A 20,416-nucleotide genomic window follows, 5' to 3' on the forward strand; every position below is an offset into this window, starting at 1 on the left:
GCTCCACGGTTATGAATGTGGAGTTGCGGCACCTGCGGGCGTTCGCGGCGATCGGCAACGAGCGGACGATCACCGGCGCCGCGGCCGTGCTGCACGTCAGCCAGCCCGCGCTGTCCCGCACGTTGGAGCAGTTGGAGAGCAGGCTCGGCACCAGGCTGGTCGAGCGCACGACCCGCAGCCTGGCGCTGACCGAGGCCGGCGTGCGACTGCTGGCGCACGCCAACCGCATCCTCACCCAGGTGGATGACGCGCTGGCCGAGGTCAAGGCCGGGCCGAGGGCGCTGCGCGTCGGGTTCGCCTGGGCCGCGCTCGGCAGGCACACGGTGCCGTTGCTGCGCGGTTGGCGCGACGCCCGGCCCGACGCGGAACTGCGGGTGTTCCGGCCGGACGACCCCGAGGGCGCGTTGCGGCGCGGCGAGATCGACGTGGCGTTCGTGCGCTCGCCGGCGGCCCCCGATCGCGACCTGGCGTCCGCCGACCTCTACCTCGAACCACGCGTGGCCGCCGTGTCCGAAGATCACCCGTTCGCGCGAGCCCTCGCCGTCCGGCTGGACGACCTCGCCGACCGGCCGGTCGCGATCTGCGCCACCGCCACCAGCACCAGCACCGACCTGTGGCCGGCCGACCACCGCCCCGACGCGCTCGACGTGGCCAACGCCGACGAATGGCTCACCGCGATCACCACCGGCGACGCCGTCGGGGTCACCACGGACGCGACCGCGCACACCCACCCGCACCCCGGCGTCCGCTACGTGCCGATCACCGACGCCGACCCCGTGGCGGTGCGGGTGGTCTGGCCCCGGAGCGCGACCCACCCCGCCACCGACGCCTTCCGCGAGCACGCGCGCGTGCTGCTCCGGGGAGCGGCCCGGTCCGAGAGCTGACGCGCACCGCCCATACTGGACCAGTCGGTACAGTCCAGGGAGGGCCCGTGCTCACGAAGAAGGGCGCCGCGACCCGGCAGCGGATCGTCGAGGCGATGGCCGCGGAGATCCGCGAGCGCGGCATCAACGCGGCCACTCTGGAGGACGTCGGGCGGCGCAGCGGCACCGGCAAGAGCCAGCTGTTCCACTACTTCCCCGAGGGCAAGGAACAGCTCCTGCTGGCCGTGGCCCACTGGGAGGCCGACCGGGTGATCGAAGACCAGCAGCCGCACCTCGGGCAGCTCACGTCGTGGGCGGCGTGGCGGCGGTGGCGGGACGTGGTGGTCGAGCGCTACCGCAGGCAGGGCGTGCACTGCCCGCTCGGCGTGCTGATCACCGAGGTCGGCAGGCACACCCCGGCGGCGCAGGCGGTCACCCGGCAGCTGCTCGCCCAGTGGCAGCACCAGGTCCGGGTCGGCATCGAGCAGATGCAGGACAGCGGCCGGGTCAGCCGCCGCGTCGACCCGCACCGCACGGCCGGCGCCGTCATCGCGGCGATCCAGGGCGGGGTGACGATCCTGATGTCGACGGGCTCCGCCGAACACCTCGAATCCGCCCTGGACCTGTGCCTGGACCACCTGCGCGACTACCGCTGAGCCCAGTTGCGCACGACCGGGCGGTAGCCGGCCGGCTTGTCGCCGAGCTTGACCCCCGGGCTGACCAGCCACTCCTGGTAGTCCGGCGTGAACATCCGGTAGACCGACGCCGGCGGCTCGGCACTGGCCCGGTCGAGCCGGTCGCGCAGCTCCGCCGGCAGCTCGAAGTCCAGCGCCGCCACCGACGTGCCGAGCTGCTCCGCGCTGCTCGCGCCGACGATGGCCGCGCCGATCCCGGGCCGGTTCGCGACCCAGTTCAGCGCGACCTGGGCCATCGTCACCCCCAGCTCGGCGGCCACGGCCTCCACCACCTTCAGCAGCTCCCACTGCCGGTCGGTCCACGACGACCCGCCGCCCGCGAGCCTGCCCTCCCCGGTCAGCCCGGCGTCGGAGTGGCGGTACTTGCCGGTGAGGAAGCCGCCGCCGAGCGGGCTCCACGCCGTGACGCCGAGACCCAGCTCCTGCCCCACCGGGACGTGTTCGGCCTCGACGGTCCGGTCGATGAGCGAGTACGGCAGCTGGAGGCTGATCATCGGGGTGAGCGAGTGCGCCTCGGCGAGGGTCTGCGCCCGCGCGGCGTACCAGGCGGGCACGTCGGACAGCCCCGCGTGGCGGATCTTGCCCGCCCGCGCCAGGTCGTCGAACGTGCGCAGCACCTCGTCGACCGGTGTCAGCCGGTCCCACGTGTGCAGCAGGAACAGGTCGACGTAGTCGGTGCCCAGGCGCCGCAACGACGCCTCGACCGCCCGGATCATGTGCTTGCGGCCGTTGCCGCCCGCGTTCGGGTCGCCGGGGTCGACGCTGTTGGTGAACTTGGTGGTGAGCACCACCCGGTCGCGCACGCCCGCCTCGGCGACGAGGCGGCCGAGGATCGTCTCGCTCTCGCCCGCGGTGTAGAAGTCCGCGGTGTCGAGGAAGTTGCCGCCCGCCTCCAGGTAGCGCCGGAAGATCGGCCGGGCCTCGTCCTCGGTCCTGCCGTACGCGGCGTGGAAACCGCCGGTGCCGAAGTTCATCGTGCCCAGCGCCAGCCGGCTGACGCGCAGCCCGGAACGGCCCAACAAGAAGTACTCGTCCAATGCCATGCGACCCACGGTGCCGAGTCGAAAATGTACCCGCAAGTACAGAAATCGATGACGTACACGCATGACGTCGTCCGACGGTCGCCGGGGACCGCACCGCGTTCCTAGTGTCGCTCCGGGCACTGCGGTGAAGTCCGAGCACCGCGGTTCCCCCGCACGAACATCCCGAGAACGCAGAGGAAACCATGTCCGAAGTCACGTACACCGCAGTCGCCACGTCCACCGCGGAAGGGCGCAACGGTGGCCGTGCGTCCTCCGACGACGGCGCGCTCGACGTCGCCCTCGCCGTACCGAAGGAGCTCGGCGGCGCGGGCGGCGCGACGAACCCGGAGCAGCTGTTCGCCGCCGGCTGGGCGTCCTGCTTCGTCGGCGCGGTGCGCCGGGTGGCGGCGACGAAGAAGGTCCGCCCGACGGACCTCGCCGTGGTCGCGGAGATCACGCTGCACCACGACACCGTCGCGAGCGAGTTCAAGCTCAGCGCCGTGCTCCGCCTGACGGCGTCGGGCATCGACCAGGCGACCGCCGAGGAGCTGGTCGACGGCGCGCACCAGGTGTGCCCGTACTCGAAGGCGACCCGCGGCAACATCGAGGTCACCCTCCAGGCCGCCGCCGTCTGACCACAGTGGACGCACGCGCCCGGCCGGGGTCGGGCGCGTGCGTCGGCGTTCAGAGGTGATCGGCGTCGACGACCGCCCGGGCGAACGGCTGCGGCGCCTCCTGCGGGACGTTGTGGCCGATGCCCTCGAAGACCCGGTGGTCGTACCGGCCGGTGAACTTGTCGCGGTAGGACGCGCCGTCCGCCGCCGCGCCGTCGAAGTCGCTGCCGATCGTGATCGCGGGCACGGCGATGGCCGGCGCGGTGGCGAGTTGCCGTTCGTAGCGGTCGTACCGGGTCTCCCCGGGCGCCAGGCTCAGCCGCCAGCGGTAGTTGTGGATCACGATGTCGACGTGGTCGGGGTTGTCGAACGACGCCGCGCTGCGGTCGTACGTCGCGTCGTCGAAGTCCCACCGCGGCGACGCGTCCCGCCAGATCAGCTTGTTGAACTCGTGCCGGTTCCGGCGGTAGCCGAGGACGCCTCGTCCGGTGGCGAAGTAGTACTGGTACCACCAGTTCCGCTCGGCCGCCGGCAGCAGCGGCTCCAGGTTCTTCGCCAGGTTCGTGACGAGGTACCCGCTCACCGCGACGATCGCCTTGCAGCGCTGTGGCCAGAGCGCGGCCACCACGCCCACCGTCCGCGCGCCCCAGTCGAACCCGCCGAGCACCGCCTTGTCGATCCGCAGCGCGTCCATGAAGGCGATGACGTCGAGCGCCACCGCGGACTGCTGGCCGTTGCGGGCGGTGTGCGGCGACAGGAACCTGGTTTCGCCGTAACCGCGCAGGAACGGCACGAGGACGTGGTAGCCCTCGGCGGCCAGCAGCGGCGCGACGTCGACGTAGCTGTGCGCGTCGTACGGCCAGCCGTGCAGCAGCACGACGGCCTGGCCGGTGCGGGGGCCGAACTCGGCGTAGGCGATGTCGAGCACACCGGCCCGCACGTGCTTCAGCCGGCCGAGCGAGGTGTTGCCGCCGGTTCGCCCGCCCAGCGCGGCGGCGGTCGGCGTGACCGCTGCGGGCAACGACGTCGCCACCGTGCCCGCCGCGACCACCCGGCCGAACGTTCTCCTGCTGATCATCTCCGGCTCCCTGTGCCGTCTCACCGTGGACGACGGCGACGCTAGGTGCGCCGCGCGGGCCGCCGCGACCGTCGGGTGACGCTGCCGGTGTACGTCACCGCAGCGCGTCGAGCGCCTCGCCCAGGTCGGCGCGGGAGGTCACGCCCAGCTTCGGGAAGATCCGGTGCAGGTGGGTGCCGACGGTCCGGTGCGACAGGAACAGCCGTTGCCCGATCTCCCGGTTGGTCAGGCCCTCGGCGGCCAGCCGCGCGATGCCCAACTCGTGCGGTGTCAGCCTCTCCCGCGCGTCCGGGTCCCGGTTCGGGCTCGACTCCCCCGCGCCGCGCAGCTCACGGCGGGCCCGTTCGCCCCACGCGGTCAGGCCGAGCGCGTCGGAGGTGTCCCTGGCGGCGCGCAGGTGCGTCCGGGACTCCACCACCCGCCGTTGCCGGCGCAGCCACTCGCCGAACGCCAGGTGCAGGCGGCCCCGTTCGGCCGGCCACCCGGTCAGGTCGGCGCGCAGCGCGGCCGTGAACAGCGGCTCCGCCTCGTCGTTGGGCGCCAGCACGGCACGCGCGTAGCGCAGCCCGATGTGCAGCGCCGGCGAGGGTGTCGACGCGGCGGTCGGCTCCAGGTCGCGCACGATGTCCCGCGCGGCGTCGGTCCGGCCGGCCCGCACGGCCGCCTCGGTCAGCTCGGGGAGGCAGTAGGCGCGCAGGGCCAGGTGGTAGGACGGGTCGGCGGGGTCGTGCAGCCGGCTCAGGTCCGCGAACGCGTCCTCGAAGCGGCCCTCGCCCGAGGCCGAGATCCCGATCGCGAGCCGCACGGTGGCCAGCACCGGGCGGGCGCCCGCAGCGAGGCCGACCCGTTCCGCCTCGCCGGCCAGCGCCGCGGCCCGTCCGTGGTCACCGCGCAGCGCGGCGATCTCCGCCTGGACGGCCGTGGCCAGCCCGTGCATGAACGGCTGCCGGGTTTCCCGGGCGAGGTTCGCCGCCTCGGCCGCGACCGGCGCGGCCGAGGTCAGGTCGCCGAGCCGGGTCCGGCACCACGCCTCCACGGCCAGGGCCCTGGCCAGCAGCCCGAGGCGGCCTTGGGCACGCAGCCCCGGCGTCGCCGCGGCGGAGAACCGTGCCGCCAGGTCGAACGCGCCGACTTGCAGGGACGCGCTGCCCAGGTACCGGTCGACCTCCGGGTCCGTGCCGGTGGCGCCGGCCAGGGCGCGCAGCTCGGCCAGCACGGCGTCACCCCGTTCGAAGGGCGCGACGTAGGCGGTGATGGCGATCATGGCGGGTTCGTCCGCGCCGACCGGCAGCCGCTCCGCGACCTCCAGCAGCGAACGGCGCGCGTCCGGGCCCGGTTCGACCCAGAAGCAGCGCATGGCGGCGCCCCACAGGATCCGGGCGGCGGTGTCGACCTGGCCGTCGTCGGCGACCGAGGCGGCCAGCCCGCCCAGTTCCGCCACGCGCGAGACGTCTTCGCGGACGCCGTCCTCGAAGCCGCTGAGCACCCAGCCTGCGGTGGCGCGCCGGCGCGGCGTGAGGTCCAGGGCCTGTGCGTCGCGCACCAGCCGTTCGGCGGTGTCGCGGCGGCCCACCTCGACCGCCAGTTCGGCGGCGCGCAGCAGCCGGACCGCCCGCCCGGACCGCGACCCGCTCAACCGGGCCGCCCGCTCCAGCGCGGCCACGGCGGCGGCGAGCCCACCCCGGCGCCGGGCGCGTTCGGCCGCCTGCTCCAGCTCGGTCGCCACGTCCTCGTCCGTGCCGGAGGTCGCGGCGGCCCGGTGCCAGGCCCGGCGGTCCGGGTGGGCGATGAGGGTCTCGGCGAGCGCCAGGTGCGCCTGTCGGCGTTCGTCGAATGTCGCCGCCGCGGGCACGGCCGCGCGGATCAGGGGATGGCGGAAGGTCGACACCGGGCCGTCGAGCTCGATCAACCGGGACTCGATGGCGGGCGCGAGGATGTCCGACGTGAGGGTGCCCGGCGCGGGGGTTCCCGGCCCTGCCGCCGACCCCGCGTCCGGCGCAACCACGTCCGGCCCTGCCGCCGAACCCGACAGCAGACCCGAGGCCACCGGAGACCCGCCACCCGCGGCGACCACCTCCGACCCGGCCGCCGAACCCAGGAGCAGGCCGGTGGCCTCCAGGGTCTCGGGGACCAGGTCGCTCTGGTTCAGCGCCGCCACCAGCAGCGCGGTGCGGGTGGGCGCGGGCAGGGCGGCGACCCGCGCGGTGAAGGCGCGGTGCAGCCGGTCGGTCAGCGGCAGCACCGGGTCCGGCCCGGCCGGTTCCGCCACCGCGGGCAGCTCGACCAGCGCCAGCGGGTTGCCCGCCGCCTGGGCCAGCACCCGCTCCCGCGCCACCGGCGTGAGGCCGGGCGCGACCGAGTCCAGCACACCGGCCGCGACCTCGTCCGCCAGCCGACCGACGGTCATCAGGCACAACCCGGCGTCCAGCAACGGCGAGGGCTCACCGTCCCGCAGCGTCGCGAGCAGCACGACCGGCTCGGACTCGATCCGGCGCGCCACGAAGGCGAGCACGTCGAGGCTCGCGCGGTCGAGCCAGTGCACGTCCTCGGCGACGACCAGCAGCGGCCGGTGCCCTGACTCCTCGGCCAGCAGGGTCAACGCGGCCAGACCGACGAGGTAGGCGCCCGGTTCCGGGCCGTCGGCGAGCCCGAGGGCGGTGCGCAGCGCGTCCCGCTGCGGACCGGGCAGCCCCGCCACACCCGCCCGCACCGGGTACAGCAGTTGGTGCAGCCCGGCGTAGGGGAGGTTCCGCTCGGCCTCCGCCCCCGTCGTCACCAGCACGCGCAGCCCGGCGATCGAGGCCGCGGCGACGGCTTCCGCCACGAGCGCCGACTTGCCGATACCCGCTTCACCGCGCAGGAGCACGCCACCACGGCCCACCGGACCGTCCACCAGCTCGGCCAGGGCCTTCAGCTCGGCGTCCCTCCCCGCCAGTGGCATCACCCGGCCGCCAGCCGTGACGGGCGCAGCGGCGGGTTGCCGCGCAGCCGCGCGCGGTGCGCCAGCGCCTTCATCTTGTTGCCGCACGTGGCCATCGCGCACCACTCCCGGCGGAAGCCGCGCGACGAGTCGACGTAGACCTGCGTGCACTCCGGGCGGCCGCACTCCTTCAGGAGGTCGGCCGCCGGGCCGCCGAGGATCCCGATCGCGTGCCGGGCCACGGAGGACAGCGCCTGCTCCGGCGTCGCCGTGAGCACCAGCCCGTCCGGCACGAGCCGGGGCACCACCGGCGGGACGGCCGCCACCCGGTTGAGCAGGTCGACCGACGCGGGGTCGTCGCGCTCCCCCACGATCCGGCCCCGCACCAGGACGTAGATCGACTCGCGGAGGGCGACCGCCGCAGCGAGGTCGGCCGCGGCACTGCCCGGCGCCGTGTCGGCCACCCCGGCCTCGACGAACCACGCGTCGAGGGCGCGCGGTGTGCCCAGCACGTCGCGCGGCGCGGGGCTCCGGCGGGCCCGGAGGGTGCCCGCGAAATCCAGCGCGGGGTCCCCGCAGGGGAAGGCGTGCTCCACGTAACCAGTCTGACAGGTGACGAATACGTGCGCCAATCAATAACCGTCTTGACAGGTTGCGAACAGCCGTGCCAAGGTGCTCCGGTCGTCACTCGGACGGGCCCGGTCACGGGCTCGACGACTCCCTCACCGCTCGCACCTCTCGTGCGAGCGCGCTCCTGACCCCATTTCCCGGGTCACGAAACCACTGAGGAAGTCGATGAGACTCTGGACGAAACTCGTCTTGGCCGCCCTGGCGCCGGCCCTGCTCGTGGTGCCGGCGTCCGCCGAACCCGCGGGCACGGCGGTCGGCGACGCCACGTGCGCCCCGGTCCCCGTCTCCGCTCCGGCGGGCGCGCGGATCGAGTCCGTGCGGGCCGAGCACCACCCCGGCGGCACCGTCACGTTCCCGCAGACGCCGTTCTCCGCGCCCGCGCCGATCGCGGACGTGCCGCCGTACTGCCAGGTCACGGTCACCCTCACCCACGACGGGAACGACCACGTCACGGTCGCGGTGGCCCTGCCGGGCACCGGCTGGACCGGCCGCCTGCAGGCCGTCGGCGGCAGCGCCTACGCCGCGGGCGACTTCGGCGCGCCGCTGGTCCAGGCGGTCAAGGACGGCTACGCGGGCGTGACCACCGACGCAGGCGTGTCGTCGAACCCCCTGGACACCGGCTGGGCCCTGACCACCGGCGGCGAGGTCGACACGACGCTGCTGACCAACTTCGCGACCCGCTCGGCGCACGAGTCCGCCGTGATCGGCAAGGCGGTGGCGCGGGCGTTCTACGGCCGCCCCGTGTCGTACTCGTACTGGAACGGCTGCTCGACCGGCGGTCGGCAGGGCTACGCGGAAGCGCAGGAGCACCCGCGCGACTTCGACGGCGTCCTGGCGAACGCGCCGGCGGTCGACTGGACGCGGTTCGCGGTCGCGACCCTGTGGCCGCAGACCGTGATGCACAACGACCGCCACTTCCCGGGCGACTGCGTCCTCACCGCGTTCCGCCGGGCGGCGATCGCGGCCTGCGACCCGCACGACGGCGTCACCGACGGCGTCACCGACCAGCCGGCGGACTGCGGCTACGACCCCCGCACGCTGGTGGGCGCCACGGTGCTCTGCGCCGGCGAGGAGGTCACCGTGACGGCCGAGGACGCGGAGGTCGTGCGCAAGATCTGGGCCGGCCCGACCGACCCCCGCGGCCGGAGCCTGTGGTCGGGGCTGCCGAAGGGCGCGGACTTCGCCTGGCTGGCCAGGACGGAGCACGACGAGAACGGCGTGCCGTCCGCACCGGGGTTCCCGGTCGCCGTCGCGTGGGTGCGGAGCTTCCTGGCCAAGCAGCCCGGGTTCGACACCTCCACCATCACCTACGAGCGGTTCACCGAGCTGTTCCACCAGTCGGTGCGCGAGTACGACGACGTCATCGGCACGTCGGACCCGGACCTCGGCGGGTTCCGGCGGGCGGGGCGGGAAGCTCCTCACCTTCGTCGGCACGGCCGACCAGCTGATCCCGCCCGGCGGCACGATCGCCTACCGCGACCGGGTGGAACGGCGGCTGGGCGGCGCCGACCGCGTGAACGACTTCTACCGCCTCTTCCTCGCACCCGGCGTGGAGCACTGCGGCGGCGGCTCGGGCCCGGCGCCGACGAACCCGCTCGGCGCGCTGGTGGACTGGGTCGAGCACGGCCGGGCGCCGTCGACCCTGCCCGCGGCGACCGCCGACGGCAGCCGGACCCGCGACCTCTGCGCGTACCCGCAGGTCTCGCGGTACCGCGGGCACGGTGATCCCGCGGTCGCGTCGAGCTACCGCTGCACGCGCCGCTGATCCCGCCACCGCCCGTGCCGGCACCCGGCGCGGGCGGTGGTCCCCGGATTTCGCATCGGCCGCAAAACCGTTGATACAGAAGGAATTCCGGGGCGCCCGGCGGGACAGGTGGCCGTTAATCGATCGCCGTCACCCGGTCCGGTGGGGCAACATCGACAACTCCGAGGTGCCCCCCGGAAGGAGTCGGATGGCCGCGCCAAGGTCCGGAAAACCCGTCAACAAACGAAAAAACGCGGTGCTGCTCGCCCTGCGCCTGTACGGGCGGGAGTTGCGGCGGCACCGGTTGCTCGCCGCGGGCGCGCTCGTGCTGCCCGCGCTGGGCAACACCTGCCTGCTCTACCTGACGCCGCTGGCGGTCGGCGCGCTCGCGGGTCACCTCGCGCGGGGCGGCGACACCGGCTTCACCACCGTGCTCCCGTACCTGCTGGTCTTCGCGGGTCTGATGCTCTTCGCCGAGTTGCTGTGGCGCATCGGCGTGCACTGCCTCAACCGCACCGACGGACGCGGGATCGAGCACCTGTCCGTCCTGGGCATGGACGCGCTGCTCGCCAAGGACGCGGCGTTCTTCCACGACAACTTCGCGGGCTCCCTCACCAAGCGCGTGCTGAGCTTCGCGTCGCGCTTCGAGGAGTTCGTCGACACGGTGGCGTTCAAGATCGTCGCCAACCTCATCCCGCTGGGTTTCGCGTGCGTGGTGCTGTGGAGCTTCCACCCCCTGCTCGTCCTGGTGCTGCTCGGCCTGATCGTCGTCACGGGATTCGTGGTCGCGCCGCTCATCCGCCGTCGCCAGCGCTTGGTCGCCGAGCGGGAGGCCGCCTACGCGCGGCTGTCCGGCCACGTCGCCGACACGTTGATGAACATGGAGACGGTGCGGGCGTTCGCCGCCGAGGAGCGCGAGAGCGCGGAGCACCGGACCCGGGCCGCCGAGACCCGGGTGCTGGCGCTGCGGTCGTGGGACTACGGCAACCTGCGCATCGACGCCCTGGTCGCGCCGCTGTCCGTGCTGACCAACGCGCTCGGCCTCGCGGTCGCCGTCGGGGTCAGCGGCGGGCTCGGCGTGGAGGCGATCGTGGTGACGTTCGCGTACTTCTCCAACGCGACGCGGATCATGTTCGAGTTCAACCAGATCTACCGGCGGGTCGAGAGCGCGCTCACCGAGGCCGCGCAGTTCACCGAGCTGCTGCTCGACGAGCCGACCGTGCTCGACCCGGAGGAACCCGAGCCGCTGCAGGTCGAGGACTCCCGCGTCCGGTTCGACCACGTGGTGTTCGCGCACGGCGGCAACAAGCCGTTGTTCACCGGCTTGGACCTGGACGTGCCGGCGGGCACGCGGATCGGGTTGGTCGGCCGCTCCGGCGGCGGCAAGACCACGCTCACCCGGTTGCTGCTGCGGCTGATGGACGTCGACGAGGGTCGGATCCTCATCGGCGGCCAGGACATCGCGCGCCTGCGCCAGGCGGACCTGCGCGGCCTCGTCGCGTACGTGCCCCAGGACCCGGCCATGTTCCACCGGACGCTCCGGGAGAACATCGCCTTCGCCCGACCGGGCGCGACCGACGCCGAGATCCTGCGCGCCGCCCACGCCGCCCACGTGACGGAGTTCGCGGAGGCGCTGCCCGACGGGTTCGACACGATGGTCGGCGAACGCGGGGTCAAGCTGTCCGGCGGGCAGCGGCAACGGGTCGCGCTGGCCCGCGCGATCCTGCGCGACGCGCCGATCCTGCTGCTGGACGAGGCGACCAGCGCGTTGGACTCGGAGAGCGAGGTGCTGGTCCAGGAAGCGCTGTGGCGGCTCATGGAGGGCCGCACGGCGCTCGTCGTCGCGCACCGGCTGAGCACCGTCGTGCGGATGGACCGGCTGGTCGTGCTGGACCGGGGCGGGATCGTGGAACAGGGCACGCACGCCGAACTGCTGGACGCGGACGGCTCGTACGCGAAGCTGTGGCGCCACCAGTCCGGCGGCTTCCTGGACGAGACCGCGCCGGACGAGGTGGACGCCGGCGTGCCGGACCCGGTGGGCGCCAAGCCGTCCTGAGCCGGCACCCCGCACGTCACCGCGGCGGAAGGGCCTGCCCTGCACGGCGTGATCAGCGAGTTCGACGCCACGCGGAAGCCGCGGCGGGCCCGCCGCGGCCGTGCGGGCTTGAACTTCCAGTCGGTGGAACGCCTAGCGTCCCCGGACATGACGATCACGGTCCTCGACACCTACCCCGCCATGCGCGAAATCCTGCGGTCGCCGCGAACCGACCGGCCCGGGCTGCTCAAGGCCATGCTCGAACCGGCCGCGGGCATGTACCGGTACTTCCCCGGCGAGGTCGACCTCGTCGCGATGCACGCGATGAGCTCCGGGTTCCCGATCGACCGCGACGAGGAACGGTGCCTGGAGGCGTTGGAGGCGCTGCACGACGCCGACGCGTGGCGCCGGATCGAGCGCGCCCTGCGCGACGCCCTCGCCGTGCAGCTCGCGGCGACCCCGGGCCTCGCGGTGCCGGACATCACCGTGCTCGTCGTGCTCGGCGATCCCGGGGACGCGCACTTCATGGGCCCGAACCTGGGCATGACGGCGAACGGCAGCGTGCCCGGCCACGTGTTCCTGAACTTCTGGCCCTACCCGGAGAACCTGGCGCGGCTGGAGGCGACCGCGGTGCACGAGCTCAACCACAACCTCCGCTACGGTCCCGGCGCCGTCGTGTGGGACCCGGCGACGGTCACCGTGGGCGAGCACGTGGTGTCCGAAGGGCTCGCCGACGCGTTCGCCCGCCAGCTGTACGGCGACGAGCTGGGGCTCGCCCGCATCGGCGTGCCGCACCTGCACGACGACGCGGTGTTCGCCAAGGTCGTCTCCGGCCTCGCGGTGACGGGGATGCAGAACTTCACCGCGTGGGTGCACGGTGACGAAGCCGCCGCCCGCTACGGCGCGACCCCCGTGGGGCTGCCCACCGGCGCCGGCTACGCCGTCGGCAACCGGCTCGTGGACGCCTACCTGGCCACGACGGGCCGCACCGCGGCGGAAGCGTTGCTGGTGGACAGCCGGGAGGTGATCGACACGGCGCTCAGCCGCGTCCCGCGTCCCTAACGGGTGGCCTCGAACTCCTCGTACAGCTCCGGGATGTAGGCGAGCAGGAGGTCGACGGTGCCGATCCCCCCGTTGACCGGGTCGAGCTGCGCGTAGGCGTACGCGATCTCGGACCCCTTGCGCGACGGCGCCGACTCGCGCACGTCGGTCAACCAGTCCAGGAACGGCACGCGCCGCACGACCAGCACCGGGTTGAGCAGCGCGGCGTAGACCAGCAGCAGGTCCAGCACCACCGGGCGGTTGCGCAGGGCCCACCGGTAGAACTCCGAGAACAGGAAGAACCGGCGCTCCACCGCCGTCGGCGCGACCCCGTGCACCTGCTCGGCGACCGCGGCGCCGTGGTCGGTCGAGGCCTGCTCGGCTTCGCTCCACGCCCGGTCGTGGACGTTGCGGACGGTCAGCTCACCCCGGTGCAGCCGGGTCAGGTAGTCGGCCCACCGCGCCGAGCCGGGGTTGCCGAAGCCGTCGGTCGAGCGACCGAGCGCGAGCGCGACGCCGCGTTCGATCCCCTCCAGGATCCCCGCGTCGACGTGCGAGACCCACGTGCCCGGCGCGCCGAGCCCGTGATCGCGGAAGAACGAGAGCACGCCCTCGATGTTGCGCCAGCGGTCCGCCGCGCCCAGCCCCGCGGCGGGACCGCTCTGCACCAACCGGAGGAACTCCAACCGGTCCGCCATCGCCATCCGGTCGATCTCGGCCGCCGTGCAGTCCAACGACGCCGCGCACTCCGCCGGCGACCGCACCTCCGCCATCGCCGGCACCGGCGTGACCAACCCTGCCACCAGCGCGAGCACGACTACCCAAACGGATCTCTTCACACCCGGCAACTTAACGTCCCCGCTCCGTGACGGTGACCGGAAACCACCCGTTCAGGTCGCCTGGGTCGTCACCGCTTCGGGAGTGCGCTCGAGGCGGCTGGTCGCCCAGGCCACCACGACGCCGGCCGCGCAGACGATCAGCGAGACGAGCACCGGGCCGTCCGAGCCGCCGCCGACCGCCGACCCGCCGACCGCGGCGCCGATCGCGATGCCCAGGGTGACCGCGGACGCGGGCAGGGTGGCCGCCAGGTCGCGGCCCGGACCGGCGAGGCCGACCACCCGGTGCTGGATCGACGGGACGATGCCGAAGCCGACGACCCCCCACACGAACAGCGCGATCGCGGTGATCACGGGGTTCGACCCGAGGAAGTACAGCGCGGCGAGGGCGAGCACCAGGACGACGCCGCCGACGATGATCGTGCCGCCCGCGTTCCGGTCCGCCGCCGCACCGCCCGCGAACGTGCCGAGGGCGTTGGCGACGCCGTACACCAGCAGGAAGAGCGCGATCGTGCCGCCGGAGACGCCCGTGACGTCGGCCAGGAACGGCTGGATGAACGTCAGGCCGGCGAACTGACCGCCCATGATCAGGAAGCCCAGGCCGAGCAGGGCCAGGACCTTCGGCGCGAACGCGTGCCTGGCCTGCGCCCCGAAGCCGCCGATACCCGAGTGGGGCACGGTCGGGATGACCGCCACGGCCAGCGCCAGCGTGAGCACCCCGGCGAGGACGATCGCGACGAACGACGCCTCCCAGCCGCGGCTCTGGCCGATCAGGGTGCCGAGCGGGACGCCGAGCGCGGTGGAGACGGCCGTGCCGCCGAAGACGAACGAGATCGCCTTGCCCATCTTCTCCGGCGGCATCATGCCCGCGCCGACCGCGAAGGCCACCCCGATGAACAGGCCGTGCAGCGAGCCGGCGAGCACGCGTGCGACGAGCAGCAGGCCGAAGCTCGTCGCCATCACCGCGATGGCGTTGACCAGGACGTACGCGGCCAACGAGACCTGGAGCAGCCGCCTGCGGGCGAACCTGATCGTGAGGGCGGTCAGCACCGGTCCGCCGATCGAGATGCCCAGCGCGTAGCTGGTGACGAGGCCGCCGGCGGTCCCGACCGAGACGTTCAGGTCGTCGGCGATGAGGTTCAGCACGCCGACCACGATCAGCTCGGCGCTGCCCATCACGAACGTGCCGAAGAACAACGCGGTCAGCGCCAGGTTGGTGCGCGACCGGCTCAGGCCGGTTCGCGTGTCTGCACTCATGTGAGTCCCCCAAGGTCTTGTTCACGGATTCGGCGTGCGACGCCGGACGTTAGGGAACGATCCCTAACACCGCAACCGAATGACCGTCAGGCCCTGTCCCGCCGTGGCGGGACAGGGCCCGGAGATCACCGAAACAGTCCACTGTGGACACCCTGCGATCACGGCAGGGCCCCCGCAACGGGACCCAGGGCGAGCGCGGGCACGAAGGTGAGCGCCGCGACCCTGCCGCACCCGAACCCGCCGTTGACGCGATTCGAACGCGCATTCCCCTGCGTCACCCGTCCGGTCACGGGGTGCGGCAGGATGATCTGCATGGTGAGCCCTGCCGCCGACGGCGTCCCCGGAGAGGTAGCGGACGTGAAGCGGGACGCCGTGGTGGCGTGCGCGGTCTACGTCGACGGCGTGCGGCTGCCCGGTGACCTGTCGCCCGCCGACGCCGCCGCCGAGGTCCGGTCGCGCGGCGGCGGGTTCGTCTGGGTCGGGCTGTTCCAGCCGGACGAGGAGCACATCCACGAGGTCGCCGAGGCGTTCGGGCTGCACGAGCTCGCCGTCGAGGACGCCGTGCACGCCCACCAGCGCCCCAAGCTCGACCGCTACGACGACAACCTGTTCATGGTGCTCAAGACCCTGCGGTTCGTGGAGCACGAGTCGCCGACGACGGCGAACGAGATCGTGGAGTCCGGGGAGATCATGGTGTTCCTCGGCCGCGACTACGTGATCACGGTCCGCCACGGCCACCACTCGGGGCTGGGTGACGTGCGCCGCCAACTGGAGGCCGCGCCGCACCTGCTGGCGGCGGGGCCCGCGATGGTGCTGCACGAGATCGCCGACCGCGTGGTCGACGGCTACCGCGAGGTGATCGAGGCGTTCGAGGGCGACATCGACCTGGTCGAGACCGCGGTGTTCGCGCCGCGCAGCGAGATCGGCGTCGAGCAGATGTACCTGGTCAAGCGGGAGATCATGGAGCTGCGGCGGGCGGTGATGCCGCTGGCGGCCCCGCTGCGCAAGCTCAGCGAGGGCGCGTGCGGCCCGCTCGTGCCGGATGAGATCCGGTCCTACTTCCGCAACGTCGACGACCACCTCACCGCCGCCGCGGAACGCGTCGTCGCCTTCGACGAGATGCTGACCACGCTGGTCAACGCGACCTTGGCCAAGGTGTCGTTGCAGCAGAACAACGACATGCGCAGGATCTCCGCGTGGGTGGCGATCATCGCCGTGCCGACCATGGTGGTGGGCGTCTACGGCATGAACTTCGACCACATGCCGGAACTGCGCTGGCAGTACGGCTACCCGTTCGTGCTGTCGGTGACGCTGGCCGCGTGCCTGATCCTGTACCGCCTGTTCAAGCGCAACCGGTGGCTGTGACGAACGCGGCGCGGCGGTGGCGGTGCGCCCGGGAGATCCGGGTCACGGCACCATGGACGGCATGATGCGGCAGCTCCCCGCCAAAGACCGACCGGGCAAGGACGCCTGGCTCGGGCCGATCTCGCTGTGCCTCGCGGTGCTCAGCTGGCCGATCCCGGCCGGTGGCACCGTCCTGGCGGTCGGGGCGGTGGTCTGCGGCGCGCTGTCGATGGGCACGAAGACCGAGTACCGGCTGGACTGGACCGCGGTCACGGGCACGTCCGTCGCCGTCCTGCAACTCCTGCTCTCGCTGATGCTGCTGGTCATGGAGGCCCGCGGCCACTAGGACGACCCACCACGCGACGGTGCGGTCGCTCGCCACCCGGCGTTCACCCGGGCGACGCCTCGATGGGTTACAAAGCGCGCGCCGTCGTCGAGGTTGGAGGCCCCGTGAGCCGTCCGGTTCGTGTTGTCGCAGGTCTGGTGGTGTGCGGGGTGACCATGTCGCTCCTGTCGTCGGCCGCGGCGGCGACGCCGCCCGAGCGGTTCCAGCGGGTCGACACCCTGTCCGTGTTCGCCAACGGCTCGGTCGGCGAGCACACCGCCGCCGAGATCGCGGCGGCCACGGCGGACGGCCGGACCGTCGTCTACACCGACTCCCCCGCCGGGCGGATCGGGTTCGCCGCCGTCGGCCGGGACGGCGCGCTCTCCCCCGCCGGCGTGCTGGACGTGCCGGGCGAGCCCACGTCGGTGGACGTCCTCGGCCGGCTGGCGCTGGTCGCGGTCGACACCTCCGCGTCGTTCACCGCGCCGTCGGGCGTGCTGGTGGTGGTCGACCTGGACGCCAAGGCGGTCGTGGCCACGCACGACCTGGGCGGGCAGCCGGACTCGATCGACGTCTCGCCCGACGGGCGGCACGCCGCCGTGGCCATCGAGAACCAGCGTGACGAGGACGTCGCCGACGGCGCGATCCCGCAGGCGCCGGCCGGCTTCCTCGCCGTCGTCGACCTCGCGGGCAGCCCCGGGTCGTGGACGCAGCGCCGGGTCGCCCTCACCGGTCTCGCCGAGGTCGCGCCGGACGACCCGGAACCGGAGTACGTCAGCGTCAACGGGCGGGGCCAGGCCGCCGTGACGCTGCAGGAGAACAACCACATCGCGGTGGTCGACCTGCGTTCGGCGAAGGTGGTGAACCACTTCCCGGCGGGCACGGTGACGGTCGGGGGCGTCGACGTCGCCGACGACGGCCGGATCGACCCGACCGGGACGATCACCGCGGCCCGCGAGCCCGACGCGGTGGCCTGGCTGGACGACCGCACGCTCGGCACCGCCGACGAGGGCGACTACCGGGGCGGGTCGCGCACGTGGACGGTGTTCGACGCGGCGTCGGGCCGGGTCGTGTTCTCCTCGGGCGACGAGCTCCAGCGGGTGGCGATCCGCCAGGGCCAGTACCCCGACGGCCGTTCGGACAACAAGGGCGTCGAGCCGGAGGGGTTGGCCGTGGCGTCCTTCGGTCGGCACCGGTACGCGTTCGTCGGCCTGGAGCGCGCCAACCTGGTCGCCGTCTACGACGTGGACGACCCGCGCCGACCACGCTTCGTGCAGGCGTTGCCGACCGGTGTCGGCCCGGAGGGCCTGCTGCCGATCCCGGCGACCGGCACACTGGTCGTGTCGGCCGAGGAGGACTCCGCCGAGGACGGCGTCCGGTCCTCGCTGACCTCGTACCGCCTGACCCGCACGCCGTTGGCCGTGGCGTTGGCGCGCAACGAGGGCACGCCCTCGATCGTGTCCGAGGGCATCGGGTTCGGCGCGCTGTCGGGGCTGTCGGGCATCCCGGGCGACAGCCGTGACGTCGTGGCCATCACCGACTCGGCGTACCGCCCGACCCGCGTGCTGACGATCGACACCCTGTCCGCGCCGGCCCGCGTGCGCGCCGAGCTGACCCTGACCAAGGGCGGGCAGCCGGTGGACTACGACGGCGAGGGCATCGCCGCGCGGCGGGGCGGCGGCTACTGGGTGGCCGCCGAGGGCGACGGGAAGGCGCGGCCGAACCTGCTGGTCGAGGTGTCCGGGTCCGGTGCGGTCGTGCGGGAGGTGCCGCTGCCGGCCGAAGTCGCGGCGACGGCCACGAGCAACGGCTTCGAGGGCGTGACGACCACCGGGCGCGGTGACGGCGAGCAGGTGTGGCTGGCGGTGCAGCGGGAGTGGAAGGGCGACCCGCGCGGCCAGGCGACCCTGGCCCGCTTCACCCCCGCGACGGGTCAGTGGTCGTTCGCGGCGTACCCGCTCGACGCCACGGCGGTCGGCTGGGTGGGGCTGTCGGAGGTGACCGCGCTGGACGACCGCACGCTGCTCGTGCTGGAACGCGACAACCAGCGCGGTGACGCGGCGGTGACCAAGAAGGTCTACCGGGTGGACATCTCCGGCCTCGCCACCGTCGCCGCCGGCCAGGCCAAGCCGCCGGCCGCGAAGACCGAGGCGCGCGACCTGCTGCCGACCCTGACCGCCGGCGGCGCCACCGCGCACGACAAGCCGGAGGGACTGGCGGTCGTCGGCCACGGCCCGTTGCGCCGCCTGGTCGCCGTGGTCGACAACGACGGCGTGGAGGACGCTCCGGGCGAATCCGTCTTCCTCCGGCTCGGCCGGATCCGCTAGGCACCGCTGTCGAGGGCCGCACCTGCCGGGTCCGGCCGTCGACGCCCGCGAGGGAGCCACCGAGGCCGGCTGGGCGCGGCGTGGAGGCCCGGCAACACGCGCCGGGCCTCCCCTGTCCCCGAACCGTCAGCCGGTGCGGCAGGTCAGGCTGGGCCAGTTCCAGTTGCCCCCGTGCTGGATGGTGAAGCCGAACACGTTGCCGTTGCCGTTGGGACGGGCCGTCATCACGTTGCCGCTGCTGTCCCAGCTGACACTCGTGTTCCAGGTGGCGATGATCTTCTGCGGCGGGCTCACCGTCACCGTCACCACCCAGTTGTCGGTCCCCGTGACGGTCACCTGGCCGTTGAAGCGGTCACTCCACTTCGTACCCTCCGAGTACGTCGCGGTGCAGCTGCCGCCGGGCTGGCTGGTGGTCGTCGTCGTGGTGCCGGTCGTGGCCGTCGTCGTGGTGGTGGACGTCGGCACGACACCGCCGTTGAGGGCGTTGAGCGTCGAGGTGTACGCGGCCTTCTTGTTGCCCGAGCCGTCGAACAGCAACGGGGTGCCCGAGGCGCGCCACGAGTCGGTGTCGCGGATGCCCCACACCGTGATGCCGGTGCAGCGGGCGACGGCCAGGCAGGCCTTCACCACGCGCTCGTAGTTCGCCGCCTGCGCCGAGCCGGAGCCCTCGATGTCCAGCTCGGTGATCTGCACGTCCACACCCAGCGCCGCGAAGCTCGACAGCGTGGTCTGGTAGTTGCCCGGCACCGGGCTCTGGCTGTTGAAGTGCGACTGCAGGCCGACGCAGTCGATCGGCACGCCGCGCTGCTTGAAGTCCTGCACCAACCGGTACACCGCCTGGGTCTTCGCGTGCGTCCAGTCGTCGGTGTTGTAGTCGTTGTAGCAGAGCTTCGCACCCGGGTCGGCCGCCCGCGCCGCGCGGAACGCCGCCTCGATCCAGTCGTTGCCCGTCCGCTGCAGGTTCGAGTCACGACGCGCACCGGAACTACCGTCCTGGAACGCCTCGTTCACCACGTCCCACGCGTAGATCTTGCCCCGGTAGCGGGTCGCCACCTGCGTGACGTGGTTGAGCATCGCCGAGCGCAACGCCGACCCGGACATGTTCTGCATCCAGCCCGGCTGCTGCGAGTGCCACGCCAGCGTGTGGCCGCGCACCCGCTTGCCCTGGCCGGTGGCCTGGTTCACGATCCAGTCGCCGTTGGTGTAGTTGAACTGACCCTGCGACGGCTCGGTCGCGTCGATCTTCATCTCGTTCTCGGCCGTGACCATGTCGAACTCGCGGTTCAGGATCCCGACGTACGTCGAGTCGCCCAGCTTGTTCGCCGCGACCGCGGTGCCGAAGTAGCGACCGGTCCGGTTCGCCGCCGTGGCCAGGGTGGTGCCCGGGCCTGGCTGCTGCGTCGTGGTCGTGGTGGTCGTGGTGGTGTCGCCGGTTGTGGTGGTTGTGGTTGTGGTGGTGGTTGTGGTGGTGCTGGTGGGGCCGTCGGTGAGGGTGGGGGTGGTCCAGTCGCGCCATTGGGTGAGGTTGCCGGTGGCTTTGGTGTGCATGGTGACGCCGCCGGTGAAGGTGCCGGTGTTGCGGAGGAATCTGCCGATGGCCTGGGTGAGGGGGGTGCGCCATTCGGTGCGGTTGGCGCAGTGGTTTCCGTCGGTGACGTTGGAGTGGTAGAGCAGGTTGTTCTGGG

The 20,416-nt window shown here is 73.1% G+C and carries 16 protein-coding genes and 1 pseudogene; 9 read left to right on the plus strand and 8 right to left on the minus strand.

Annotated elements, in window-relative coordinates:
- The first annotated feature begins 11 nt into the window (after window positions 1-11).
- Both AB0I91_RS40370 and AB0I91_RS40375 read left to right on the plus strand, forming a co-directional pair.
- The gene (locus AB0I91_RS40370) at window positions 12-884 is read left to right on the plus strand and encodes a LysR family transcriptional regulator (RefSeq protein WP_498785002.1); all 873 of its coding nucleotides are present in this window, start codon (window positions 12-14) and stop codon (window positions 882-884) included.
- A gap of 47 nt (window positions 885-931) precedes the next feature.
- Window positions 932-1,519, plus strand: coding sequence for a TetR/AcrR family transcriptional regulator (locus AB0I91_RS40375; protein ID WP_498785000.1), 588 nt, complete (start codon window positions 932-934; stop codon window positions 1,517-1,519).
- Here the strand turns inward: AB0I91_RS40375 and AB0I91_RS40380 are convergent.
- Complete coding sequence (locus tag AB0I91_RS40380; RefSeq protein WP_499641640.1) at window positions 1,510-2,601, minus strand: aldo/keto reductase; 1,092 nt, start codon at window positions 2,599-2,601, stop codon at window positions 1,510-1,512. The genes AB0I91_RS40375 and AB0I91_RS40380 overlap by 10 nt on opposite strands.
- Window positions 2,602-2,783: 182 nt before the next feature.
- On the opposite strand from AB0I91_RS40380, the gene AB0I91_RS40385 reads away from it, so the two are divergent.
- Complete coding sequence (locus AB0I91_RS40385) at window positions 2,784-3,215, plus strand: organic hydroperoxide resistance protein (RefSeq protein WP_498784996.1); 432 nt, start codon at window positions 2,784-2,786, stop codon at window positions 3,213-3,215.
- A 49-nt stretch (window positions 3,216-3,264) separates the two neighbouring features.
- On the opposite strand, the gene AB0I91_RS40390 is transcribed toward AB0I91_RS40385, so the two are convergent.
- From AB0I91_RS40390 to AB0I91_RS40400, 3 genes are all read right to left on the minus strand, one after another.
- Entirely contained in the window at window positions 3,265-4,272 is a 1,008-nt protein-coding gene (locus tag AB0I91_RS40390; protein ID WP_499641642.1) for an alpha/beta fold hydrolase, read from the minus strand.
- Between the two features lie 94 nt (window positions 4,273-4,366).
- Window positions 4,367-7,213, minus strand: a complete 2,847-nt coding sequence (locus AB0I91_RS40395) for an ATP-binding protein (RefSeq protein WP_499641644.1) — start codon at window positions 7,211-7,213, stop codon at window positions 4,367-4,369.
- On the minus strand, window positions 7,213-7,788 hold the full coding sequence (locus AB0I91_RS40400; protein WP_499617815.1) for a CGNR zinc finger domain-containing protein: 576 nt from the start codon (window positions 7,786-7,788) through the stop codon (window positions 7,213-7,215). The genes AB0I91_RS40395 and AB0I91_RS40400 overlap by 1 nt, the downstream gene beginning before the upstream one ends.
- 199 nt (window positions 7,789-7,987) lie before the next feature.
- Between AB0I91_RS40400 and AB0I91_RS40405 the strand changes: the two are divergent.
- The 3 genes and pseudogenes from AB0I91_RS40405 to AB0I91_RS40415 all read left to right on the plus strand — a co-directional run bounded on the left by AB0I91_RS40405 (window position 7,988) and on the right by AB0I91_RS40415 (window position 12,663).
- Window positions 7,988-9,587 (plus strand): annotated as a pseudogene (locus AB0I91_RS40405) (tannase/feruloyl esterase family alpha/beta hydrolase).
- Between the two features lie 187 nt (window positions 9,588-9,774).
- The gene (locus tag AB0I91_RS40410) at window positions 9,775-11,622 is read left to right on the plus strand and encodes an ABC transporter ATP-binding protein (RefSeq protein WP_498784987.1); all 1,848 of its coding nucleotides are present in this window, start codon (window positions 9,775-9,777) and stop codon (window positions 11,620-11,622) included.
- 147 nt (window positions 11,623-11,769) lie between these two features.
- Complete coding sequence (locus AB0I91_RS40415; RefSeq protein WP_499641646.1) at window positions 11,770-12,663, plus strand: DUF2268 domain-containing putative Zn-dependent protease; 894 nt, start codon at window positions 11,770-11,772, stop codon at window positions 12,661-12,663.
- Here AB0I91_RS40415 and AB0I91_RS40420 read toward each other — a convergent pair.
- The 3 genes from AB0I91_RS40420 to AB0I91_RS40430 form a co-directional block, all read right to left on the minus strand.
- Window positions 12,660-13,481: a hypothetical protein gene (locus AB0I91_RS40420; protein WP_499617819.1), complete on the minus strand. Its 822-nt coding sequence runs from the start codon at window positions 13,479-13,481 to the stop codon at window positions 12,660-12,662. The two genes, AB0I91_RS40415 and AB0I91_RS40420, sit on opposite strands and share 4 nt — an antisense overlap.
- A 51-nt stretch (window positions 13,482-13,532) precedes the next feature.
- Window positions 13,533-14,735 carry an MFS transporter gene (locus AB0I91_RS40425; RefSeq protein WP_499641648.1) on the minus strand — a complete coding sequence of 401 codons (1,203 nt, stop codon included), beginning with the start codon at window positions 14,733-14,735 and terminating at the stop codon, window positions 13,533-13,535.
- 158 nt (window positions 14,736-14,893) lie between these two features.
- Window positions 14,894-15,049: a hypothetical protein gene (locus tag AB0I91_RS40430; protein ID WP_499641650.1), complete on the minus strand. Its 156-nt coding sequence runs from the start codon at window positions 15,047-15,049 to the stop codon at window positions 14,894-14,896.
- Here AB0I91_RS40430 and AB0I91_RS40435 point away from each other — a divergent pair.
- The 3 genes from AB0I91_RS40435 (at window position 15,048) to AB0I91_RS40445 (ending at window position 18,731) form a co-directional block, all read left to right on the plus strand.
- Window positions 15,048-16,100 carry a magnesium and cobalt transport protein CorA gene (locus AB0I91_RS40435; RefSeq protein ID WP_499617821.1) on the plus strand — a complete coding sequence of 351 codons (1,053 nt, stop codon included), beginning with the start codon at window positions 15,048-15,050 and terminating at the stop codon, window positions 16,098-16,100. The genes AB0I91_RS40430 and AB0I91_RS40435 overlap by 2 nt on opposite strands.
- A gap of 61 nt (window positions 16,101-16,161) precedes the next feature.
- Entirely contained in the window at window positions 16,162-16,425 is a 264-nt protein-coding gene (locus AB0I91_RS40440) for a hypothetical protein (RefSeq protein WP_499641652.1), read from the plus strand.
- Window positions 16,426-16,580: 155 nt separating this feature from the next.
- Window positions 16,581-18,731, plus strand: coding sequence for an esterase-like activity of phytase family protein (locus AB0I91_RS40445; protein ID WP_499641654.1), 2,151 nt, complete (start codon window positions 16,581-16,583; stop codon window positions 18,729-18,731).
- 126 nt (window positions 18,732-18,857) lie between these two features.
- On the opposite strand, the gene AB0I91_RS40450 is transcribed toward AB0I91_RS40445, so the two are convergent.
- Window positions 18,858-20,279 carry a glycoside hydrolase family 10 protein gene (locus AB0I91_RS40450; protein WP_499641655.1) on the minus strand — a complete coding sequence of 474 codons (1,422 nt, stop codon included), beginning with the start codon at window positions 20,277-20,279 and terminating at the stop codon, window positions 18,858-18,860.
- Between the last annotated feature and the right edge of the window lie 137 nt (window positions 20,280-20,416).

It is taken from the genome of Actinosynnema sp. NPDC049800 (assembly GCF_040656635.1).
GTDB lineage: Bacteria > Actinomycetota > Actinomycetes > Mycobacteriales > Pseudonocardiaceae > Actinosynnema.